General features: G+C 69.5%; 15 protein-coding genes and 1 pseudogene. 8 read left to right on the top strand and 8 right to left on the bottom strand.

Features of this window, described 5'->3' with window-relative positions:
- Positions 1–253: 253 nt before the first annotated feature.
- The 5 genes and pseudogenes from Acor_RS46225 to Acor_RS11410 form a co-directional block, all read right to left on the bottom strand.
- A pseudogene (locus Acor_RS46225) lies at positions 254–406 on the bottom strand (lipoyl domain-containing protein); the annotation flags it as partial.
- Positions 403–1386 (bottom strand): alpha-ketoacid dehydrogenase subunit beta, encoded by a 984-nt coding sequence (locus Acor_RS11425; RefSeq protein ID WP_155336563.1) that lies wholly within the window; start codon positions 1384–1386, stop codon positions 403–405. The gene Acor_RS11425 and the pseudogene Acor_RS46225, both read right to left, overlap by 4 nt.
- Positions 1377–2369, bottom strand: coding sequence for a thiamine pyrophosphate-dependent dehydrogenase E1 component subunit alpha (locus Acor_RS11420; RefSeq protein WP_246238581.1), 993 nt, complete (start codon positions 2367–2369; stop codon positions 1377–1379). The genes Acor_RS11425 and Acor_RS11420 overlap by 10 nt, the downstream gene beginning before the upstream one ends.
- Positions 2366–3847, bottom strand: coding sequence for a condensation domain-containing protein (locus tag Acor_RS11415; protein ID WP_155336562.1), 1482 nt, complete (start codon positions 3845–3847; stop codon positions 2366–2368). The genes Acor_RS11420 and Acor_RS11415 overlap by 4 nt, the downstream gene beginning before the upstream one ends.
- The gene (locus tag Acor_RS11410; RefSeq protein ID WP_155336561.1) at positions 3844–5226 is read right to left on the bottom strand and encodes a class I adenylate-forming enzyme family protein; all 1383 of its coding nucleotides are present in this window, start codon (positions 5224–5226) and stop codon (positions 3844–3846) included. The genes Acor_RS11415 and Acor_RS11410 overlap by 4 nt, the downstream gene beginning before the upstream one ends.
- A 293-nt stretch (positions 5227–5519) precedes the next feature.
- On the opposite strand from Acor_RS11410, the gene Acor_RS11405 reads away from it, so the two are divergent.
- Genes Acor_RS11405 through Acor_RS11390 form a run of 4 tightly spaced genes read left to right on the top strand, consistent with a single transcriptional unit; the run spans position 5520 to position 14065 of the window.
- Positions 5520–10757: a non-ribosomal peptide synthetase/MFS transporter gene (locus tag Acor_RS11405; protein WP_155336560.1), complete on the top strand. Its 5238-nt coding sequence runs from the start codon at positions 5520–5522 to the stop codon at positions 10755–10757.
- Positions 10717–10947, top strand: a complete 231-nt coding sequence (locus Acor_RS11400; RefSeq protein ID WP_155336559.1) for an acyl carrier protein — start codon at positions 10717–10719, stop codon at positions 10945–10947. The genes Acor_RS11405 and Acor_RS11400 overlap by 41 nt, the downstream gene beginning before the upstream one ends.
- A 5-nt stretch (positions 10948–10952) precedes the next feature.
- The gene (locus tag Acor_RS11395; protein WP_170316875.1) at positions 10953–12209 is read left to right on the top strand and encodes a condensation domain-containing protein; all 1257 of its coding nucleotides are present in this window, start codon (positions 10953–10955) and stop codon (positions 12207–12209) included.
- Positions 12206–14065 carry a N,N-dimethylformamidase beta subunit family domain-containing protein gene (locus tag Acor_RS11390; protein WP_155336557.1) on the top strand — a complete coding sequence of 620 codons (1860 nt, stop codon included), beginning with the start codon at positions 12206–12208 and terminating at the stop codon, positions 14063–14065. Before Acor_RS11395 ends, Acor_RS11390 begins: the two co-directional genes overlap by 4 nt.
- On the opposite strand, the gene Acor_RS11385 is transcribed toward Acor_RS11390, so the two are convergent.
- Both Acor_RS11385 and Acor_RS11380 read right to left on the bottom strand, forming a co-directional pair.
- On the bottom strand, positions 14032–14676 hold the full coding sequence (locus Acor_RS11385; protein WP_246238580.1) for a M15 family metallopeptidase: 645 nt from the start codon (positions 14674–14676) through the stop codon (positions 14032–14034). The two genes, Acor_RS11390 and Acor_RS11385, sit on opposite strands and share 34 nt — an antisense overlap.
- A gap of 16 nt (positions 14677–14692) precedes the next feature.
- Positions 14693–15886: an ROK family transcriptional regulator gene (locus Acor_RS11380; protein WP_155336555.1), complete on the bottom strand. Its 1194-nt coding sequence runs from the start codon at positions 15884–15886 to the stop codon at positions 14693–14695.
- A gap of 288 nt (positions 15887–16174) precedes the next feature.
- Between Acor_RS11380 and Acor_RS11375 the strand changes: the two genes are divergently transcribed.
- From Acor_RS11375 to Acor_RS11360, 4 genes are all read left to right on the top strand, one after another.
- Entirely contained in the window at positions 16175–17494 is a 1320-nt protein-coding gene (locus Acor_RS11375) for an extracellular solute-binding protein (RefSeq protein ID WP_155336554.1), read from the top strand.
- Positions 17495–17498: 4 nt separating this feature from the next.
- Positions 17499–18515: a carbohydrate ABC transporter permease gene (locus Acor_RS11370; RefSeq protein WP_155336553.1), complete on the top strand. Its 1017-nt coding sequence runs from the start codon at positions 17499–17501 to the stop codon at positions 18513–18515.
- Positions 18512–19363, top strand: coding sequence for a carbohydrate ABC transporter permease (locus tag Acor_RS11365; RefSeq protein ID WP_155336552.1), 852 nt, complete (start codon positions 18512–18514; stop codon positions 19361–19363). Before Acor_RS11370 ends, Acor_RS11365 begins: the two co-directional genes overlap by 4 nt.
- Positions 19364–19454: 91 nt before the next feature.
- Complete coding sequence (locus tag Acor_RS11360) at positions 19455–20915, top strand: glycoside hydrolase family 3 protein (RefSeq protein ID WP_155336551.1); 1461 nt, start codon at positions 19455–19457, stop codon at positions 20913–20915.
- A 63-nt stretch (positions 20916–20978) separates the two neighbouring features.
- Here the strand turns inward: Acor_RS11360 and Acor_RS44250 are convergent, their stop codons facing one another.
- Positions 20979–22670, bottom strand: coding sequence for a PQQ-dependent sugar dehydrogenase (locus Acor_RS44250; RefSeq protein WP_246238579.1), 1692 nt, complete (start codon positions 22668–22670; stop codon positions 20979–20981).
- Between the last annotated feature and the right edge of the window lie 129 nt (positions 22671–22799).

Genomic DNA, 22799 nt, shown 5'->3' with positions numbered 1-22799 from the left:
TGGATGTCCCCGACACGAAATCCGTCGTTTGTGAATCATCCGAGACGGTGCCGGGGGAAATCCCCGATAGGGAGTTTGTTGCGTGCAAATCGGCCATCGAGACGGAATTGGTAGAGGATCCTGACGCGGAGGTCGGCGTCTGAGAGTTAATCGCCGGGCCCGATGGCGCTTCGGGGGTGGTTGTCTGGTGGGCTAGGAGTTGGCCGGGCGTGCAGTCGGCATTTAGGGGGATTGAGTGCCAGATGTATCCGTCGGATTCTGTGGTTATTTCTTCGGCGGTTTTTGAGGTTTCCAGGACGGCGATGGGGTCTCCGGCTTTGGCGTGCTGGCCGTTTTCGGTGAGCCATTCGACCACGATGTAAGTCGTGTCGTTGTTGTTGAGTTTGGGGACTCTGATTTCGGTCATGACAGGGCCGCCAGGATTGCGGTGTGAATGGTGGACTCCTGGAGGAGGACGCGCTGTTCCAGGTGGGCTGCGGTGGGGATGACGCTGTCGGTGGAGTGGGCCAGGGTCACTGGGCGGCGCAATGTCTGCCAGAGGTGCTGGTGGATTTGGTGGGCGATTTCGGCACCCCAGGTGCCGCCCGCGGTGCTTTCTTCGGCGATGACGATGGCTTTCGCGGCGCTGAGGGTGGGGAGCAGGGGTTCGACGTCGAAGGGGTAGAGGCGGGAGGGGACCAGCAGGCAGCAGGTGATTTCGCGGTCGAGGAAGATTTGGCGCATCGCGCCCAGGGCGCGGTCGGCGACGCCGCCGGGGGCGATGATGACGCAGTCGGCGGTGGCGGGGTCGTCGATGAAGACGTGGGCGACGTCGCCGATGGTGTCCCGCTGGAAGAGGCCGTCGAGATCGTGCATGCGGCGCGTGTACAGGACCTTGTCCTCGAAGAACACGCACGGCTGGGCGGCTTTCACCATCGCCGACAGAACCGTGCGATTGTCGTGCAGCGCGGACATCTCGTAGACGGCCAGGCCGGGTACGCCGATGAAATGTTTCTGCAGGCTCTGGCTGTGGGTGGGGCCGTACCCGCGTCCGCCGCCGGTCGGGCAGCGTACGACGAGCCGCATCGGCACGCGGGAGCCGTACATGGAGACGGATTTGGCGGCGAAGTTCACGATCTGGTCGAAGGCGAGGGTGACGAAGTCGCCGAACATGATCTCGACGATGGCGGTGTCGCCGCAGAGGGCGAGGCCGGCGGCTACGCCGGTCAGGCCGGATTCGCTGATGGGGGTGCCGAGGACGCGGTCGGGGAAGCGGGTCGACAGGCCGCGGGTGATTTTGAAGGCGCCGCCGTAGGGGTCGAGGATGTCCTCGCCGAGCAGGTACGCCTTCGGGTCCTGTTCGAGGAGGTCGCCTAGGGCGGAGTTGAGGTTCTCGGCTACTCGCACGCGGGCCACCGGGAGAGCGGGCGGGCGGCGACATCACGGACGACCTGGTCGACTCGGGTGCGTGCGGCTTGGTCGGCTTGGGCGAATTCGATCGGGTTCCAGCCGCTTTGGCGGTACCAGTCGGGCAGGTTCCTGACCTGGTCGGGTGGGCGGGTGTCGTCGCCCTTGCTGTGCGGGCCGAGCCGGTGCGTCTCGAATTCGATCACGAGCGGGCGCGAGTCGGTGCGCACCGACTCGATCAGTGGGGCGAGCTGGGAGCGGATCTCGGAGATGTCGGTCGAGGTCACTCCGTGGTGGCGGATGCCGAAAGCGTGCGCGCGGTCGCGGATCGTGCCCGCGAGCTGGCGGGTGGTCGGGGTGGACTGCGCGATGCCGTTGTTCTCGACGATCACGAGCAGCGGCAGCCGCCACAGCGAGGCGAGGTTGAGCGCCTCGTAGACGGAACCCTCGCCCCAGGTGCCGTCCCCGATGTATACGCAGGCCAGCGCGCCGGAACCGCGTAGATGCAGTGCGGCGCCGGCGCCGACGGGCAGGCTCTCGCCCTGGACGCCGGTGGACAGGTAGCGGTCGCGCAGGATGTGCTGGCTGCCGCCGACACCGGAGCAGACCGCGCCCTCCCGGCCCATGATCTCGGCGAGCAGCCCTTCCGGGTCCTCGAATCGGGCGAGGTAGTGCCCGTGACCGCGATGGTTGCTGAAGACGTAATCGTCCGGCCCGAGCAGCGGTGTGAGCGCCACCGGCACGTACTCCTGGCCGAGACAGGTGTGCGTCGTCCCGTTCAGTTCACCGCGCCCGAACAGATCCAGGAGCGCCAGTTCGAAGTGACGGATCAGGAGCAACAGATCCAAGTCGGCCCGCGCAACCTCGGTCGTGGGAGCATGCAGTTCCGCCCGCGCGGCATCGGCTGCGGGCGCATCGCTGTGCAGATCGGTCCGCGCGGCATCGACCGTGGGGACGTCGGTGTGCAGGTCGGTTGCTGTCACGTTGTGCTGACCGCGGGTTCGGAGTCGCGGATGGCGTCGACCACCCCCGCGATGGTGGGTGTGTCGAAGAAGACGTCGAGAGCGACCTCGATGCCGAGGCGCTTGCGCATCCGGGCGATGATCTGGGTGATCGTCAGTGAGTGGCCGCCCAGGTCGAACAGGTCCTCGTCGTCGCCGATCTCGTCGATGCCGAGGACTTCCTGCCAGATTTCGCGGATCGCGCCGGTGAGGTCGGGTGCGGGGTCGGAGGCGGCGCTCCGGTGGTCAAGGGAGACGGAGCTATCCGGATTTTTCATGATGGTAAGAAGGTCCTCCGCTATTCGAACGACTTCCGGGGCCTCATCGGGCGACCCGGAATCTGAGCCGTATTGCATAGTCACGAAAAGGCCGTCAGCGGTGTCGACGGCCTGAAAGTGCAGCAGGCTACGGACGGAATAATTGAAAGCAGCCCACTCCACGCCAGTCCGGAGGTCGGCGAAGCCGGGTTCCTCGCGCCGTTTCCGGTAACTCACCGATACTCCGGCCAGCGCCGTCCGCGGCCTCAGCCCCCGTACGGCCCGAGCCACCGGCACCACCCGAAACCGATAAATCTCCCGCAACTCCCCCCGAAGCCACCTTGCCAGCTCAACAACCGACATATCCGGAGAAGGCCGTGAAGCAACCGGCAACTCGTTCACGAACAACCCGATGTTGTCGCGAACCGCCGGAGTCCGCGTGGACACATCAATCGCGCAAACCGGCTCAACATTCCCATACGAGTAGAGCAACGCCTGAACAGAAGCCAGAAACAACTCAAATCTCGAAATATCCGAAACCTCGGGAAGCTCGGCACGGAACGTGTACGCGCGCCCCACCGCCGCACCCCGCCGCTGCCCACCGGAACGTTCCTGCTCCGGAAGCCCCGGAACCCGCACCGCCACCGGCTCCCGCCACCGCGCCCCCCAGAAAGCCCGCGCCGCCGCGAGCTCCCCCGCCACCCGAGCCCGCTCATCCGCCGCGAACCCCGCATAACTCATCGTCAACCGCGGCAACGTACGCCCGTTGTAGAACGCCGCCAGGTCCCGTACCAGCACATCCTTCGACTCGCCGTCGAAAACCAGATGATGCGCCACGAACACCAGCACATGCCGCTCCGCCGCCACCCGTACCAGCGTGAACCGCGCCAGCGGCCCCCGCTCCACATCGAACGGCCGTAACGTCTCATCCCGGACCAACGCCTCCAGATCACCCGTCGTGGTGACCCGGACCTCCGGCCGCTCCCCGCGCACCTCCACCGGCAGCCCGTCGTCCTCGACGACCGCGCTCGACAGCACGGGATGCCGCCGGATGACCGCCTCACACGCCTGGATCAGCGCGCACGCGTCCAGCGCCCCATCCAGCCTGATCAGCAGGGGCATGTGATAGGCCGACCCGGCCCGCCCCATCCGCTCGGTGATCCACATCCCCACCTGCGCGAAGGACGCCTCATCCCCGCTCATGCCAGCGCCCGCAGCGCCCGCTTGTCCACTTTGCCGCCCCGATTGCGCGGCAATGCGGCCAGCGTGACCAGCCGCGCCGGAACCTCGTGCCCGGCCAGCCGCTCCCCCAGAAACGCCCGCATCTCCTCCGGAGCGACTTCGTCCCGTACCACCAGCGCCGCGACCACGGCCGTCCCCAGCACCGGATGCGGCACCCCGAACGCGGCCGCCTCCTTCACCAGCGGATGCGCGTGCAGCGCCTCCTCGATCTTCAGAGTCGAGATCTTGTACGCCCCCGACTTGACCACGTCGCTCTCCCGATCGACCAGGAAGAGAAACCCCTCCTCGTCGAGATAGCCGAGATCCCCCATCCGTACCCACCCATCCCGGAACACCCCCGACCCGGGCTCACCGAAATACGCGCGGGGCGCGGCGGGAGACCGCATCCACACCTCGCCCGTCTCGCCGGTCCCGGCCGCCAGCCCGTCCGGGGCGAGGATCCGGACCGCGCCCCCGGCGGCTGGCTGCCCCACCGAGCCCGGCCGTTCCGGATCGAACACCATGATCGTCTGAGCCGGAGCGGCTTCCGTCGAGGTGTAGTAGTTCGTGATCACCGCCTTCGGGAACAGCCCGGTCAGCTCCGAGGCGACCGCCGACGGCAGCGGCGCGGCGGCCGACCCCAGCAGCAGCACGCTCTCCAGCGACTCGACCCCCGCATTGAGCAACTCGATCGCCATGGCCGGCACCAGGAACACCGTCCCCGCCCGATATTTCCGGATCAATCCGGCGAACCGACCGGGCGTGAACCGGGGCAACGTCACCACCGCGGGGTGCGCCGCCAGCGCGTTCACCAGCATCATCTGCCCGGCGTTCGTCCCGATCGGAAACGCGTGCGCCAGATGCCCGGAGTGCCGGAACGGCCGGTAACGCGGCTCGACCCGCACCCCGTACGCGAGGTTCGCGTGCGTGGCCGCGACCCCCTTGGCGGCCCCGGTCGTCCCCGACGTGTAGAGGATCTGCGCCGGATCGGAAGCCCGCAGAACGATCTCCGGCGGAGTCGGATCCGACCCCCCGGCCTCCCGCAGGATCACCGCCATCGAGCAGTGCGCCGACAGTTGTCCGATCTCTGCCGCCGGGAGCCGATCCGACAGCGGCACCGCGACCGCGCCCGCCCGCAGCACGCCCATGAAGGCCACCGCGTACTCGATCCACCCCGAGGCCGGAAAGACCAGCCCGACCCGGTCCCCGGCGGTGATCCCCTGGCCGATCAGCAGGTTCGCGACCGCGTTCGCCCGCGCGTCCCAATCCCGGTAGGCCAGTTCCCCGACCCCGTCCACGATCATGGCAACGCCGTCGGGATCGGCGACGGCGCGCGCCGCCAGCAGCTCCGGAAGCGTCATCAAAGATCCTTAATGATCGGATGAATGTCTTCAAGACTAAGGCAGGGCGCTTCCGTCAGCACCCTTATTGAAAACAATCTTTCCAGTTAGCGACGCGGTCAGTGTGGCATGTGGAATATCTCACCCACAAGCCCACCAAGCCCTACCGGCAAAGAGATTGTTGGGGTTGTGGCCAGCGCGGCAGCATGCCAGACTGACGCCGAGGGCTAATTGCAAAGAATCTTTCCAGTTAACCTTCCGAGCCCGCCAAGCTCGGCACTTTGTGCTGCATTCGTCCGATCACTTGAGGAAAGATGTTTGCCGTCACGGCGATCCCGCTCTCGCTTGGCCAGGAGCGACTCTGGTTCCTGCACGAGCTGAACCCCGACGACGCGTCATACAACATCTGCGTGACCGAGCGCCTGCGCGGCCCGCTCGATCCGGACACGCTGGAGAGCGCCCTCCGCCAGGTGGTCCGACGTCACGACATTCTGCGCACCAGCTATCCCACCGTCGACGGCAGGCCGGTCCAGGTCGTCGGCGACGCGGAACCGGCCATCGAGCGGCTGACCGCGACGACGCCGGAGCACGCGCGCGCGATCGTGAGCGGGCTGACCAACCAGCCGTTCGACCTGGCCACCGGCCCGGTGCTGCGCGCCGCTCTTATCGCGATAAATCCGGACGACCATGTTCTTGTTCTCGTGTTGCATCACATCGCCGGGGACGGGTGGTCGCTGGGCCTGCTCTTCGAAGAGCTCTCCATCCTGTACGCGGGGGACGAACCCCCCGCCCTCCCCCTCCAATACGCCGACCACGCCAGACGCCAGCACGAAACCCCCATCGACACGGCTTACTGGCGTACGCGACTGGCGGGCGCCCCCACCCTCGACCTGCCCGCGGATCGCCAGCGCCCGAGAATCCGTACCGCGAACGGGGACTGCGTCGCCCACCGCCTGCCCGCGCCGCTGGTCGCCGAGGTCGCCAAGCTGGCCAGACGGGAACGCGCCACTCTGTTCATGCTGCTGCTGACCGCCTTCCAGACGCAGCTGTCCCGCTACACCGGCGCCGAGGACTTCTGCGTCGGCACGCCGGTCTCCGCCCGCGGCACCGAGGACGTCGAGAAGCTGATCGGCTTCTTCCTCAACACGGTCGTGCTCCGCGCCGACCTCGCCGGCGACCCGACCTTCCGCGACCTGCTCAGACGCACCCGCCGCACCGCCATCGACGCGTTCGTGCACGCCGACACCCCATTCGACCGCCTGGTCACCGAACTCGGCGTCACCCGCGACCTCAGCCGGACCCCCGTCTTCCAGACCCAGTTCAGCTTCCGCAACGAGCACAACGCCGGACTCGCCCTCCCCGGAATCACCGCAGAACCCTACGACCCCGGCTTCCACCAGGCGAAGTTCGACCTCTCCCTGGAGATCACCCCCGCAGGCGACGCGTTCTTCGTCTACAGCACCGACCTCTTCGACCGCACCACCATCGAACGCTTCGCCACCAACTTCGAGACCCTGCTCAGCTCAATCGTCACCGACCCCGACATCCCCATCTCGCGCCTCAACCTCGTCGCCCAGGACGAATCCGACCTCCTGACCAGCTGGAGCACAGCACCGTCCACTCCCCCAACCAGCCCCACAACCCTGGCCGAACTCGTCGAAACGACCGCACGCCGCTCCCCGAAAACCCCCGCCATCCGGTACGGCAAGGCATCCCTCACCTACGCCGACCTGAACACCAAAGCGAACACCCTGGCCGGAAAACTGCGCACCCTCGGCGTCGGCCCCGACGTGCGCGTGGCCATCTGCCAGGACCCCTCGATCGACATCGCCGTGTCAATCGTCGCGATCCTGAAGGCGGGCGGCGCGTACGTCCCCCTCGACCCCGGCCTCCCAGCGGACCGCCGCGCCTTCATGCTGACGGACTCAGGCGCCCGAGTCCTGATCACCGACACCGGCCCAACCATGCTGCCCGAGCCGATCAGCGGCAGCTTGGACGATCCCGCGAAGGGCGCCGGCGACAGCCGCCCGGACGATCTCGCATATGTGATCTACACCTCGGGATCGACGGGCAGGCCGAAGGGCGTCGCGGTTCAGCATCGGCAGATCGTGAACTATCTGGCCGATGTGCGGGAGCGGTTCGAGGTGCGGGACAGGGCGAACTTCGCGCTGCTTCAGTCGCTTACGTTCGACTTCGGTATGACCGTGTTCTATCTGTCGCTGATGACCGGGGGAACGCTAAGGCTGCTTCCGTCCAGGATTTCCGGTCCTGAGTTGGCCGAGCAGATGGGTGATGTCGACTATCTGAAGATGACGCCGTCCCATCTTGCGGCGCTTGCCGCGGATGTGGCGGATGTGCGGAGTCTGCTCCCCCGGCGGTTGTTGATCCTCGGTGGCGAGGGGTCGAGTTGGGAGTGGACGCGCGAACTCGCCAGGCACGGGGAAGTGGTCAACCACTACGGGCCGACCGAGGCGACGGTGGGTGTCGCCACGTACCGGATCTCGGCGGAGGTTGAGCCGAGCGGACCGATCACCCCGATCGGGCGGCCGCTCGGGCACGCGAAGCTGCTGGTGCTGGACCGGCACGGTGAACCGGTGCCGATCGGTGTCGCGGGTGAGCTCTGCATCGGGGGTGACCGGCTGGCACGGGAGTATCTCGGCCGCCCGGATCTGACCACCGAGAAGTTCATCGACTCCCCCTATGGCCGGATATATCGGACTGGTGACCTCGCCCGCTGGCTGCCCACCGGTGACCTGGAGTTCCTCGGCCGCAGCGATCTTCAGGTGAAGATCCGTGGCTACCGGGTGGAACTCGGCGAGATCGACGAGAACCTCCGCCGCATCCCCGCAGTCGCCCACGGAGTAGTCGACGCCCGCGGCGGCGAGCTGGTCGCCTATCTGGTCGCGGAGACCGAGGACCGGCCGAGCGTCGGCGAACTGCGCCGCGAACTGGGCGCCCGCCTGCCGGAGTACATGGTCCCGACCCGCTACGTCTGGCTCCCCGAACTGCCGCTCAAGGGCCACGGCAAGGTGGACCGCGCCGCCCTCCCGGCCCCCGAGGACTCCCGCCCCGACCAGGACGTCCCATTTGAGCCCCCCGCCGACGAGACCGAAGCGGTCATCGCCGCCGCCTGGTGTGAGGCGCTCGGCCTCCAGCGGGTGGGCGTGCTGGACGACTTCTTCGACCTGGGCGGCCATTCCCTGCTGGCCGCCAGGATCATCGCGCGGCTACGCCGGGAACTGCCGGAAGGCAGCAGCCCGGTCGGGCTGATGGACCTGTTCCAGCATCCGACCGTCCGCGAACTGGCCACAGTCGCGAGATCGACGACTGCCGAACGCGGCCTGCTGTACCGGCTGACAAAGGACCGGTTGACGAAAGACCGGCCGACGAAAGACCAGCCAGCGAACGACCAGCTGACGAAAGACGGACTGACGCAAATCGGCACGCGCACGCTCGTCTGCGTGCCCTACGGCGGCGGCAGCGCGGTCGTCTACCAGCCGCTCGCCGACGCGCTCCCCGCAGGTTGGGCGCTGTACTCGGTAGCCGTGCCCGGACACGATCTGGGACTGGCCGAGGAGCCGAGGCCGCTCACCGAGGTCGCCGCGCGCTGCGCGGAGGAGATCCTCTCGACCGTCACAGGCCCCCTCTCCCTGTACGGCCACTGCGGCGTCGGCGGCGCCCTCACCATCGAGATCGCCCGCTGCCTGGAAGCCAGGGGATGCGAGATCGACGCCATCTACCTGGGCGGAATCTTCCCGTTCGCCCGCCCGACCCAGGGCCTGATGGGCCGCTGGGCCAAGCTCACCCGCCTGGAACGCCTGCGCAGCGACCGCGGCCAGCTCAACTGGCTGACCGCACTCGGCGCGGACCTGTCCGGCCTGGACGACGAGCAGAAGACGTTCGTCATCCGCAACATGCGCCACGACGCCCGCGCGGCCGAGGACTACTTCACCGGCCTCATCGACGCGGGCGCGAGCAAGCTCAGCGCCCCGATCATCTCCGTGGTCGGCGAGTACGACCCCGCCACCGACTACTACCAGGAGCGCTACCGCGAGTGGGGCTTCATCACCGATAGAACAGCCCTCGTCGTCCTGGACGAAGGCGGCCACTATTTCCTGAAATATCGCCCCGAAGAACTGGCCGCGATCGTGACCGGGCTCATCCCGCCCGAGACCGATGCGGCCGGGACCGTCGCCGCCGGGACCGAAGAGGCCAGCCGGACGCACGGCGAAACGGCCGCCGCACGCAGAGCCTCCCGGGCGCCCGAGCCGACGATTCGCCGGTTTCTCATCGTCGCCCTCGGTCAGATGATCTGCCTGGTCGGCTCCACGCTCACCGAGTTCGCCCTCCCCCTCTGGGTCTACCTGCAGAACCGCGACATCACCCAGCTCGCCATCCTCCAAGTCCTCGCCGTCATCCCCGGCATCCTCGTCGCCCCCCTCGCCGGCGCGATCGTCGACCGCTCCAGCCGCCGTACCGTGATGATCGCCGGAAACGCCGCCGCGCTCGCCGTCCAGGCCGTCACCGCCGCGCTCATCTGGACCTCGGTCTTCCAGGTCTGGCACCTGTACGTCCTGCTCCCCGCCCTCTCCGTCGCCCTGACCTGCCAGCGCCTGGCCTTCACCTCCGCCATCCCGCAGCTCGTCCCCAAGCGATACCTCGGCCACGCCAACGGCGTCGCCCAGATGACCTTGGGCGTCGCCCAGTTCATCGCCCCGCTGGCCGCGGTCGGGCTGATGTCGGTGACCGGCCTCCAGGGCATCCTGATCCTCGACCTCGCCGGGCACGTCTGCACCCTGATCGTGCTCGCCCTGGTCGCGTTCCCCGCCACCATGGCGCACCGCCGCCGCGAACCGGTCGGCCGGGAGATCGCCGAAGGCTTCCGGATCTCGATCGGGAACCGCAGCTTCCGCGCGATGGTCGTCTTCTTCGCGCTGCTCTCGCTGGGCCTGTCGCCGGTGTTCCTGATGTACTCCCCGCTGGTGCTCTCGTTCGGCACCCTCGCCGACGCGGGCGCCGTCGCCCTGTCGGCCGGCGCGGGCGCGGTGGCCGGCGGCCTGACCATGGGCCTGTGGGGCGGCCCGTCCCGGCGGAAGATGCGGGGCATGCTGCTGCTCACCCTGGTCATCGCCGCCTCCTGCCTGGTGGTCGGGCTGACCGAGACGCTGCCGGTGATCGGCGTCGGCGCGTTCGGGGTGTCCTTCGGGCTGGCCCTGGTCAACGGCGTGTACGCGACGATCATCCAGACCAAGGTCCCGCAGCGGTTCCACGGCCGGGTGTTCGCGCTCAACCAGATGGTGGCGTGGTCGACGATCCCGATCGGGGTCGGCGTGATCGCCCCGCTCGGCACCCGGCTGCTGGGCGACATCGGGGTCATGTACCTGGTCTTCGGCGGGTTCATCGCGATCGTGGCGGCGGGCGCGCTGGTCACCCGCACGCTCGCGCGGTTCGACGACGAGGTGCCCGACGCCACCCCTGACGATCTCGTGGGACTGGAACGGAAGGTGCGCGATGAAGGAAAGACTGGCGGAACTCGTGTCGGAGTCGTGTGACGGCCAGCTCACCCCGGCCGAGGTGCTCGCCGCGTCGGTGCCGCTGTCCTACCTGGGGGTGACCTCGCTCGCCCAGATGCGGCTGATCGACGCGGTCGAGCGGGAGTACGAGGTCGAGATCGATCTGGGCGGAGACGTGTCGTTCCTGGACAGCGTGGGGGGTCTGGCGGACTGGCTGGCCGCCCGATGACGGGCGTGCCCGTCACGGGCGAACGGGCCGGAGACGCGCCGCTGACCTGGGGGCAGCGGGCGATCTGGGAGGCGATCGAGCGCACCGTCCCCGACGACCACTACTTCAACTTCGGGCGGGTGGTCCGGCTGGGCGCCCGGCCCGCGTCGGTGGACGGCGCCCGCTGGGCGCTGGCCCGGCTGGTGGAGCGGCACGAGTCGCTGCGCACCCTGGTCGTGGACGGCGGCCAGCGGCTGCGCAACTCCGGCGAGCTGCCGGTCGCCTTCGGGACCGACCCGGACGAACTGCTGGCCGAGCTGGTCGCGCCGCGCTTCGACTACGCGCGCGAATGGCCGCTGCGCGCCGGCCTGGTGACCGCCGGACCTGAGGTCACTCACATCGTGATGGTGTTCTGCCATCTCGCGGCGGACGGCCTCGGCGCCGAAGAGGCCGTCAGGGATCTGCGCCTGCTCCTGCTCAGGGGGGAGCCGCGCGGATCCCGGCCGCCGCAGCCGCTGGACATCGCCCGCTGGCAGCAGTCGCCGGACGGCCGCCGGGTGGCCGAGGAAGCCGCCGGGCACTGGGAGCGTGAGCACCGCAGGATCCCGCCGACCATGTTCCACCTGCCGTCGGGGGCGGCGGCACAGCCGCCGATCTGGCGGGCCTCGCTGCGTTCGCCGGCCATCGACCTGGCGGCGCAGCGGATCGCGGTCAAGCATGGGACGAGCACCTCCAATGTGTTGCTGACGGCGGTGACGGCGCTGGTGGCGCGGACGACCGGGCATGAGACGGTGGCGATGTTGCCGATCGTGAGCAACCGCTTCCGGGCCGACACCCGGGGGGCGGTCAGCACGATGTCGCAGGAAGGGCTGTTCGTGCTGGATGTGGAGAAGGTCAGGTTCGACGAGCTGCTGGCGCTGGCCAGGCCGGCCGCGCTGCGGGCGTATCGGAGCGCCTACCACGATCCGGCGGACCGGGCCCGGGTGCTGGCGGAGGTGAGCGAGGATCGCGGCGAGCCGGTGCACCCGTACTGCTGCTTCAACGACATGCGTTTCGCGGACCACGCGGTGTACCGGGACGACGCGCTGATCCGGCGAGCGCTCGGGGAGACCTCGCTGACCTGGCCGATGAGTCAGGATCAGCTGAACTGCCGGTTCTGTGTGCATCTGAGCGGGACGATGGATGTGTCGGTGACGGCCGACACCCGCTGGCTGTCCCGTGCGGAGATGGAAGGGTTCCTGCGCGGCCTGGAGGACCTGCTGGTCGAGGCGGCGCTGCGGTGATCGCCGCGTACGCGACGGCGCTGTCCCGTGCCCAGGGCGAGTCCCTGGAGTTCCGGTTCGAGGGCCCGGCCGGGGTGGCCGTGCACGACGCGACCGACGACCGGCTGATGCTGACCGCCCGGGTGCGGGGGCCGTCCTGGACCCTGGACATTCCGGCGGACTGGCCGAGCTCCCTCTACCGGGCCCGCTTCACCGAGGGCGAACCGGAGCCGGACGTGCTGGTCCCGCGCGCCACCGGGGAACTCCCGGGCGCCGCCCGGGAGCAGGACGACGAGGTCTATTTCGTGGTACGGCAGGCCGAACCGGTCGCGCCCATCCTGGTGTCGATCCCGTTCGCGACCTGGCAGGCGTACAACCGGGGCGGAATCCCCGGCGAGAGCATCTACTGGACCGAGCAGCCCGACCGCGCCGCCCGGGTCACCTTCGACCGGCCGGGCGGCGGGCCGCCGCCGGAGCGCTGGGAGGACGGGCTGCTGCGCTGGCTCGCCCCCGCCGGCTACCGGGTCGAGTACTGCGCCGGTTTCGACCTCACCCTCGACCTGCTGTCCCGCTACCGGATGCTGGTCGTCAACGGCCACGACGAGTACTGGACCGCCGACATGCGGGACGCCTGCGAGGAGTACGTCCGGCGGGGCGGCAACATCGCGTTCCTGTCCGGCAACACCTGCTGGTGGCAGATCAGGCTGGAGGGCCGCGAGATGGTCTGCTACCGGGACGCGGCCACCGACCCGGTCGGGGACCCCCGGCTGACCACCGTCGAATGGTCGAACGCGCCGGTGCTGCGGCCGGAGAACGCGCTGACCGGGACCAGTTTCCGGGCCGGGGCGGGCACCTGGGGGCCGTACATGACGCTGATGCGGGAGGAGTCCTACACGGCGCGGTTCGCCGACCATTGGGTGTTCGCGGGGACCGGGCTGACCGACGGGGACAAGTTCGGTCTCGGGTCGCTCGGCTACGAGACGGACGCGGCCGAGTTCACCGAGGTGCGGGGGGTGCCGAGGGCGACCTGCCGGGACGGCACGCCGCCGTCGTTCGTGGTGCTGGCCACCGCGGACCTGCGCCACTGGAGCGTGGGCGGGCAGGGCGGCTGGGCCACCATGGGGGTGTTCACCAGCGGGCTCGGGACCGTGTTCAACGCGGCCTCGGTGAACTGGGGGAACACGATCCACGATCCGATGGTGGAGCGGATCACCCGCAACGTGCTCGATCGGCTGTCTGGGCCGGCCGTACCGGACTGGGAGGTGATCGGGCCCGCCGCCGACATCCGCGCGCTGGCCGCCACCGGCTCGCTGCTGTACGGCGTGACCGCCGACGGCGTCCTGGTCCAGCGCGAGCTGTGCGGCCAGAACCTGCCGTGGCAGCCGGTCGGCTGGGCGGGCGACGTGACCTGCCTGGACTCCCCGCGCGAAGCCGTCGGCGGGCTCGGCACCAACCTGTACGGCGTCACCCCCGACGGCGTCCTGCGCACCCGCACCGACCGCTGGACCGACGTGGCCCAGGCCCCGGCGGGGACCGTCGCCATGGCCGTCTCCGACGGCGCCTTCTTCGCCGTCGCCGCCGACCGGCTCTGGGCGCTCCCGTTCGCCGAAGCCGCCTCAGCCGCCTGGCGCGACCTCGGCCCGGCGGCGGGCGCGATCTCGATCAGCGGCATGAACGGCCGCCTGTACGCCCTGGACGGCGAAGGACGCATCCACACCCGGCTGCCCTTCACCGACCGCGAGACCGATTGGTCCCCGTTCGGCCACGCCCCGGGCGCGCTCACCCTCACCGCCCACGCCGGCCTCCTGATCACCGCCGACCCGACCGGGCACCTGCGCTGGCGTCAGGCGGGCCGGGGCGACTCGACCGGCCCGTAGAGGGCGGCCGGAGCCCGCCGCGTCATCGCCCAGTACCGGTCCCCGTAGGACCAGTGCCACCACTCGGTCGGGTAGTTCACCAGCCCGGCCGCCTCCAGCGCGGCGCTCAGGATCTTGCGGTTCTGCCGCGCGTCGGCGGAGATGCCCGGCGCGGCGGTGTAGCACGCGCCGGCGCTCTCCTCCGGGTTGGCGTTGACCTGCGTCCCCATGTCGTACTCGACACCTGAATCATCACAAAGCGTCAGATCGACGGCGGCTCCCGCGGTGTGCGGCGCCACCTCGATCGGCGACACATACCGACTGGCCGCCACAAATAACTCATCTGCCGACATTTCCGGAAATTTCGTCTCAAGGTCGTTGAGGTAGGCGGTGAAGTACGCCCGTTGCAGCGCCGCCGGACGGTAACCCTCCACCACCACCAGGTGGTACCCCGCCGGAAGCGACCGCTCCGCCGCCTCCAGCCGGGCCACCAGACCCTCCCGCAACAACGCGTACGCCCCGTCGGGATCGGCCAGCCGGTCATCCACCCGCAGCCGCCCCCGGACGTCGCTCAACCCCTCCCCGCACTCCTCGACCGGCACCGCGGCCACCAGCGGATCGGAAATCAGCACAACGCCATCCATAGCGTCAGACGGTATCGGAGAAGACCTGCTCCCTCGCCTGGTCCAGGGCCGCCAGCAACGCCCCCCTGAGCACCGGGTTGCCCGCCACCTCCGTCACCGCCACCCGCGGCCGGCTGGGACACACCCGCGCCACCGCCTCCTCCACCAGCGCCGCCAGCGCCGGGCCACCCGCCCGCCCGACGTCGCCGCTCAGCACGATCAGCCCGGGATCCAGCACCACGGCCACCGCCGCCACCCCGACCGCCAGCCGCCCGGCCAGGTCGGCCAGGAAGCCGTCCTGGCCGGTGGCGACAGCCGTACGGACCAGGTGGGCGACGTCGAAGCCGGGCGGCGCGGCCGACGGCAGGATCGCCGGGCCGTCGATGCCGTGCGTGACGGCCAGCCCGGACAGCGCCTTCCCGCCGACCAGCCGCTGGAAGGAGCCCGACTGCGGCTCGGTCACGTTCGCGGGGAGCGGCTCCCCCGGCACCGGCAGCCAGCCGATCTCGCCCGCGCCGCCGGTGATCCCCCGGTGCAGCCGCCCGCCGAGCATGACCCCGAGCCCCTGCCCGACCCCGGCCCACAGGATCACGAAGTCGTCCTGCCCGGCCGCCGCGCCGTAGGCCTGCTCGGCCAGGGCCGCCAGGTTGACGTCGTTCTCTATCCGGACCGGCTGCCCGAGGCTGGTGCGCAGCGCGGCCAGCACCCCGATGTGCCAGGCGGGCAGGTCGAAGGAGTAGCGGACGTCGCCGCTGCGCGGATCCACCACGCCCCGGGTGCCGATCACGAACGAGCGCAGCTGCGAGAGCGACACGTCCGCGGTCGCGCAGGCCCGCTGCACCGCGCTGTGCACGATCTTGACGGGATCGGCGGCCTCGGTCGGGTCGACGGTCACCTCGGCCACGGTCTGGCCGGTGATGTCGGCCACCCCGGCGGTGACCCGGTCGGGGAGTACCTCCAGTCCGGCGACGTACGCGCTGGCCGGATTGACCGTGTACAGAGCGGCGTTGGGACCACGCCCGCCGGCCCGTTCCCCGGCGGTGCGCACCAGCCCGCGATCCTCCAGCCTGGACAGCAGCTGGCCGGAGGTGACCTTGGAAAGCCCGGTGAGTTCCCCCAGTTCAGCCCGGGTGAGCGGGCCTTGGCTGAGGAGGAGCTCCAGGGCCGCACGGTCATTGATCTGGCGTAGCAGCCGGGGCGTTCCCGGTCGTTGGGACACTGGCCGCCTCCCTTTCTGGGGGTTGTTCAAGAGCTCGCCCGTCGATCGGGTCACCCCAAGCAGGTGACTCAACGGCGCCGGGCCCCTCTTGAATAACCCCCACTCGTCACGATCCGCTAACACTGGTTTCTTTTAAGAAAGTTTCTTGTTAGTTTAGCGGCAGTCATCCCGTAGGCAAGCGATCAAGCCCCGGGATGCCACAGACGCCGACCGTCAGGAACCCCGAGGTGCGCGGTTCGCCGACCACCCCTAACACCTCGACGTGAAGCCGGGAAGGGAGAACCCAACGTGAAGATCGTGAAGATCGCGGGCCTTACCGCCGCTCTAGCACTGGGTGTCGCCGCTTGTGGTGGCACTGACCCCGCCAGCACCGAGCCCACGGCGGCGGCCGCCGCTCCGTCCGCCACCGGGCCGAAGTTCGCCGGACAGACCCTGACGATGTGGCGCCTCGGCGACACCAACCCCCCGTCGCAGGCGTACATGGACGACCTCATCGCGGAGTTCAAGACGCAGACGGGCGCCGAGGTCAAGCTGGAGTGGATCCCGTGGCCGCAGGTGAACGACAAGTTCACCGCCGCGGCGGCGGGCGGCGCCGGCCCGGACGTGACCGAGATCGGTAACGACCAGGTGCCGCTGTGGCAGAGCCAGGAGGCCCTGGAGCCGGTGACCGCGGTCGTCGGCGCCGGTGAGCAGGCCCAGATTCCGAAGAACCTGCTCGGCCTGGAGACCATCGACGGCGAGGTCTACGCGCTGCCCTGGGGCGCGGGCACCCGCGCCGTGCTCTACCGCAAGGACTGGTTCGAGGACCTCAAGATCGAGGTGCCGAAGACCTGGGACGAGCTGGTCGCGGCGGCCAAGAAGATCCAGACCGAGAAGGGCAAGGACGTCGACGGCTTCGCCTTCAACGGCGGCGCCGATGCCAACCACCTGCTCGGCGCGCTGGCCTGGTCCGAGGGCGGCGAGTACGCGATCAAGGAAGGCGACAAGTGGGTCGGCAAGCTGGCCGACCCGACCTTCAAGGCCGGCTTCGCCACCTACACCGGCCTGGTCACCGAGGGCCTGTCCGGCAAGGCCCGGCTGACCCAGAACACGGTCGACATCCGGACCAGGTTCGCCAACAACAAGGTCGGCATGTACCTGACCGCGTCGTGGGACATCCCCGGCATCGAGACCGACAGCAAGGGCAAGGTGAAAGCCGACCAGCTGGCCTTCTTCCCGCTGCCCGCCAAGGCCGGCGGCGAGGCCCCGGCGTTCTTCGGCGGCAACGACATCGCCGTCTGGGGCAACGCCAAGAACAAGGAACTCGCGACCGAGTTCGTGAAGCTCGCCACCAGCAAGCAGTGGGCGGACCGCTACGCCAAGGACGGCGGCCTGCTCCCGGTCTACCCGGACACTCTGGCCACGCTCTCCAGCGACCCGGTTCAGGCGCCGTTCGCGGCCGCCTTCGCCAAGGCCAAGGCGTTCCCTGCCGACCCGAACTGGACCGAGGCCAACGAGACCAAGGCGGTCCTGCAGAACGCCGCCCGCTCGGTCATCGAGGGCAAGGCCACGGCCGACGAGGCGCTCGCCGCGGCCAACAAGGAACTCGAAGAGATCCTGAACCAGTAGCGACATGACGAACGCGTCAACGATCGCCCGGGGCGGAGGCAACTCCTCCGCCCCGGAGCGGCGTCGCAGAAGTTCTCATCGCCCCAACAAGGCGAGTGGGCTCCCGCCCAAGGCCATCCCCTACGTGCTGCTGATCCCCGGCATCCTGGTGATCGCCGGCCTGCTGCTCTACCCGATGATCCAAGTCGTGGTGATGTCCTTCCAGAAGGTCGGGCTGCCGCAGATCAGCGGAAAGCGTCCGGCCGAATGGCTGGGCTGGGAGAACTACACCAAGATCCTCGAAAACGACATCTTCTGGTCGTCGCTCCGAAACACCATCGCTTTCGCCGTGATCACCGTGTCCCTCACGCTGATTCTCGGCACCGCCGTGGGCGTGCTGCTGAACAAGCTCAGCAAGCGGATGTCCACCTTCGTCATCATCGGCATCATGTCGGCGTGGGCCGTGCCCCCGGTCGCCCAGGGCGTCATCTGGCGCTGGCTGTTCGACTCCGAGGCCGGCATCATCAACTGGGCGCTGAACCTGCTGCCCGACTGGCTCTCCACCCTCGCGTTCGGCCGGGCCGACTGGACCGGCGAGCCGTGGCTGAACGACGCGGTCACCGTCTACCTGGTGCTCATCCTGACCGTGCTGTGGGCGTCCTTCCCGTTCATAGCGGTCTCCGTGCTGGCCGGCCTCAAGGGCATCCCGACCGAGCTCTACGAGGCCGCCACGGTCGACGGATCCGGTCCCTGGCGAACCTTCTGGAAGATCACCTTCCCGCTGCTCAAGCCGGTCTTCGCGGTCCTCACGATCCTGTCGATCATCTGGGACTTCAAGGTCTTCAGCCAGCTGTACGTGCTGATCGGCGGCCCGACCAACCGGGAGGCCTTCAACCTGTCCATGTACTCCTTCGCCGAGGCGTTCCGCAGCCCGCCCAAGATGGGCACCGGCGCGGCCATCGCGGTGGTGCTGACGGTGATCCTGCTGATCGTCACGGCCTTCTACATCCGCCAGATGGTGAAGTCGGAGGAGGTCCAGTGAGCCCGCTCGCCCGCAAACGCCTTGGCAAGATCGCGCTCAACACCACCGCGACGCTGGTGTTCCTTTTCGCGGTGTTCCCCGTGTACTGGATGATCGCGACCTCGTTCAAGGACAACGACCAGATCTTCACCACCGAGTTCATCCCGTTCCCCACCCATTTCACCTTCGATCACCTGGACCGGGTGCTCACCGAGGGCGTGGCGGGCAACTCGATCTGGCTCTACCTGCGCAACAGCGCCATCGTGGCGCTCGGCACCGTGCTGGTCGGCTCGATGTTCGCGCTGCTGGCCGCCACCGCCGTGGCCAGGTTCAAGTTCAAGGGCCGCACCGGCTTCCTGATCGCGCTGCTGATGGCCCAGATGATCCCCGCCGAGGCGCTGCTCATCCCGCTGTTCCTCAGCGTGAAGCGGCTCGGCCTGTACGACCAGCTGCTCGGCCTGATCGTGGTCAACGTCGGCCTGACCCTGCCGTTCGGCATCTGGATGCTGCGCACCTTCGTGGCCGCCGTGCCCAAGTCGCTGGAGGAGGCGGCCTGGATCGACGGCGCCTCCCGGATGACCACGTTCTGGAAGGTGCTCTTCCCGCTGGTGGCCCCCGGGCTGGTGGCGACCAGCATCTTCTCCTTCATCACCGCGTGGAACGAACTGATCTTCGCGCTGATTCTGATGTCCGACTCGTCGGGCTACACCATGCCCGTCGCCCTGCAGTACTTCTTCGGGCAGCGCGGCACGGACTGGGGCGCCATCATGGCCAGCTCCACCCTGATGACCATCCCGGTCGTCATCTTCTTCCTGCTGGTGCAGCGGCGCATGGTCTCCGGACTCGTCGCGGGCGCCGTCAAGGGCTGATCCCCGGAGCCGGTACGGCCGCCGCTCACGAGGCGCCGGCCGTACCAGCCCTGCCCTGAAACTCATCCGACCCTAGGAGCATGAGACAGCCATGCCTGAATCCATCGCGAGCACCGGCGATCGGGGGCTGCGGCGTCTCGCGGCCGCGTCGCTGCTCGTCTCGTTCCCCGGCCACGTCGCCCCCGACTGGGTCCTGCAGGACCTGGCGGACGGGCTGGGCGGCGTCACCCTGTTCGGGTTCAACGTGGCGGACGCCGGTCAGCTGGCCGCGCTGACCCGCCAGCTCGGCAGCGCGGGACGGCCGGTCGTGTCGCTGGACGAGGAAGGCGGCGACGTCACCCGGCTGGCCTACCACACCGGCAGCCCGTACCCGGGCAACGCGGCGCTGGGCGCCGTGGACGACGTCGAGCTGACCGAGCGGGTCTACCGGTCGATCGCGGCCGACCTGGCCAGGTGCGGCGTCAACCTGGACATGGGCCCGGTCGCCGACGTGAACACCGCCGACGACAACCCGGTGATCGGCACCCGGTCCTTCGGGGCCGGAGCCGAGCTGGTGGCCCGGCACACGGTCGCGGCCGTGCGCGGGCTGCAGTCGCTCGGGGTGGCCGCGTGCGTGAAGCACTTCCCCGGCCACGGCGCCACCCGGGAGGACTCGCATCTGGAGATCCCGCTGGTGGACGCCTCGCCCGAGCTGCTCTGGGAGCGCGAGCTGCTGCCGTTCCGGGCCGCCATCGAGGCGGGCGCCCGGTCGATCATGACGGCGCACGTGTCGGTGCCGTACCTGACCGGGACCACGCCGGCCACCCTCAGCCGGGCCGCGCTGACCGGGCTGCTCCGCGGCGAGCTCGGCTACGACGGGGTGGTGATCACCGACGCGCTGGACATGCACGCGATCACCAAGAGCGTCGGGCTCGGCGGCGGCGCGGTGCAGTCCCTGATGGCCGGCTCCGACCTGCTCTGCCTGGGCCCGGTGCCGACCTACGACGACATCCGCGGGGTGCTCGCGGCGATCGTCGAAGCGGTTCACGAAGGGCTGCTGCCGGTGGCCAGGCTGGAGGAGGCCGCCGCCCGGGTGGACCGGCTGCGGGCCTGGTCGGCGCTGGTCCAGGAATCTCAGGACTCCGCCGACGACAATGTGGTCGGCCTGCACGCGGCCAGGCGCGCCGTCCGGCTGACCGGCTCGGCCGCGCCGCTGGTCGACCCCTACGTGGTGGAGGTGGACACGCCGCCCACCATCGCCGTCGGCGACGTGCCGTGGGGGGTCGCGCCCTGGCTGCCCGACGCCGAGATCGTCCGGGTCAAGCCGCAGGAGGCCAGCCCGGCCGCGCTGCTCGCCGCCGCCGCAGGAAGGTCCCTCATCGTGGTGGTCAAGGACGCCCACCGCCACCCGGAGAGCCGGGCGCTGATCAGCGGGCTGCTGGCCGCCCGCCCCGACACCATCGTGGTCGAGATGGGCCTGCCCATCTGGCGGCCAGAAGCCGCCGCCTACATCGCCACCTACGGCGCGGCCCGCGCCAACGCGCAGGCCGCGATCGAACTCCTCACCGCCTAACCCCGGCCGGTACGGCTCCCGCACCCTCCCTCAAGGGGGGAGCCGTACCGGACAGGGCCCCGATCAGGGAGAGGTACAGGTGTAACCGGACGGCGTCGCGGTGTTGCCGTTGGGACGGCTCACCTGGAAGCCGAACTGCACGTTGCCGCCGGCCGCGATGGTGCCGTTGTGGCCGACGTTCCGGGCGGTCACGTTCTGGCCGCTGACAGTGATCGTGGTGTTCCAGGACCCGGTGATCGTGTGCCCGGCCGGGAGCGTGAACGCCACCGTCCAGCCGTTGATCCCGGTGGTCCCGGTGTTGGTGACGGTCAGCGGCTGGATGACGTAGCCGTTGCCCCACTGGGTCTGCACGGTCCCGGTGGCCGAGCAGCCGCCGGTGGTCGTGCCGCCCGTGGTGGTGAAGGTCACCAGGGTGGAGTTGCCGGACAGGTTGCCCGCGTTGTCCCTGGCCCGCACGTACACCTGGTACTGGGTGTTGGCGGTCAGGCCGGTCAGGGTGGCCGAGTTGCTGGCGGGCTGGGCCAGCAGCGGATCGGTGGCGCCCTGCTCACGGTAGACGTTGTAGCCCGCCAGGCCGCTGCCGCCGCTGTCGGTGGAGACCGGCCAGTTCAGCGTGGCCGCCGAGCTGGTGACGTTGAACGCGGTCGGCGCGCCCGGGGTGGTGGGCGGAACGGTGTCCACCGGCGGGCTCACACTGGGCGAAGGCGACGGCGAGACGCCCGCCGGGGGAACCCGGATGATCCGGTCGTCGGCCGCGATCGGGGTGCCCCGGCCGTCCCGGTTGCTGGTGGCCACCCAGAGCCAGCCGTCGGGTCCGACGGAGACCGCGCGGAGCCGGCCGTAGGCGCCCTGGAACTGGGCGAGCGCGGAGGCCGCGCCGCCGGAGGCGTTCAGGGTGACCGTCCAGAGCCGGGTGCCGCGCAGCGCGGCCACGAACAGCGTGTTGTTGGCGTACGCCAGGCCGCTCGGGGACGCCTCTGCGGTGGTCCACGAGATGATCGGGTTACGGAACGAGGGGTTGGTGCAGGAGCCCTCGCAGGTCGGCCAGCCGTAGTTGCCGCCGGCCACGATCTGGTTGACCTCGTCCAGGTTGTTCTGGCCGAACTCGGAGGCGTACATCCGGCCCTGGTTGTCCCAGGCCAGGCCCTGGACGTTGCGGTGGCCGTAGCTCCAGACGCGGGAGTTCGCGAAGGGCTGGCCGCTGGCGGGGATGCCGCCGTCCGGGGTCATCCGGAGGATCTTGCCGCCCGGGGAGTTGAGGTTCTGGGCGTTGGCGGTGGTGCCGGCGTCGCCGGTGGCCACGTAGAGCATGCCGTCCGGGCCGAAGGCGATCCGGCCGCCGTCGTGGATGGTGTTGCGGGGGACGCCGGAGAAGAGCACGTTCTGGGTGGTGGGGGCGTTGAGGCGGAGCCGTACCAGCCGGTTGTCGGTGCTGGTGGTGAAGTAGGCGTAGACCCACTGGTCGGTGGCGTAGTTCGGGGAGACCGCGATGCCGAGCAGGCCGCTCTCGCCCGACGCCGAGACGCCGCTGATGGTGGCCACCGCGGTGGGGGTCTGGCCGGGGCGGACCTGCATGATCCGCCCGGTGTTGCGTTCCGAGACGAGCGCGCTTCCGTCCGGGAGGAAGGCCATCCCCCACGGCACCTGGAGTCCGGTGACGGACACCTGGGCCCGATCGAAATCGAAACCGCCGATGACCGCCGCGCTGGCGGGCATGGCCACGGAGACCCCGATGGCCCCCAACAGAGCCGTCAACGATAACAAGACCGGAAAAATCGGAAAGCGTCTGGCCATCACGAGCCTTTCGACAGGAGGCCCGAAACGTAACCAGTCGCCCCCGACCCAAGCAATCGACCGCCCACCCGAACTGCGCCGACCTGGGCT

This window comes from Acrocarpospora corrugata, assembly GCF_009687845.1.
GTDB classification, from domain to species: Bacteria; Actinomycetota; Actinomycetes; order Streptosporangiales; family Streptosporangiaceae; genus Acrocarpospora; species Acrocarpospora corrugata.
This window is presented reverse-complemented; position numbering and strand designations above follow the sequence as displayed.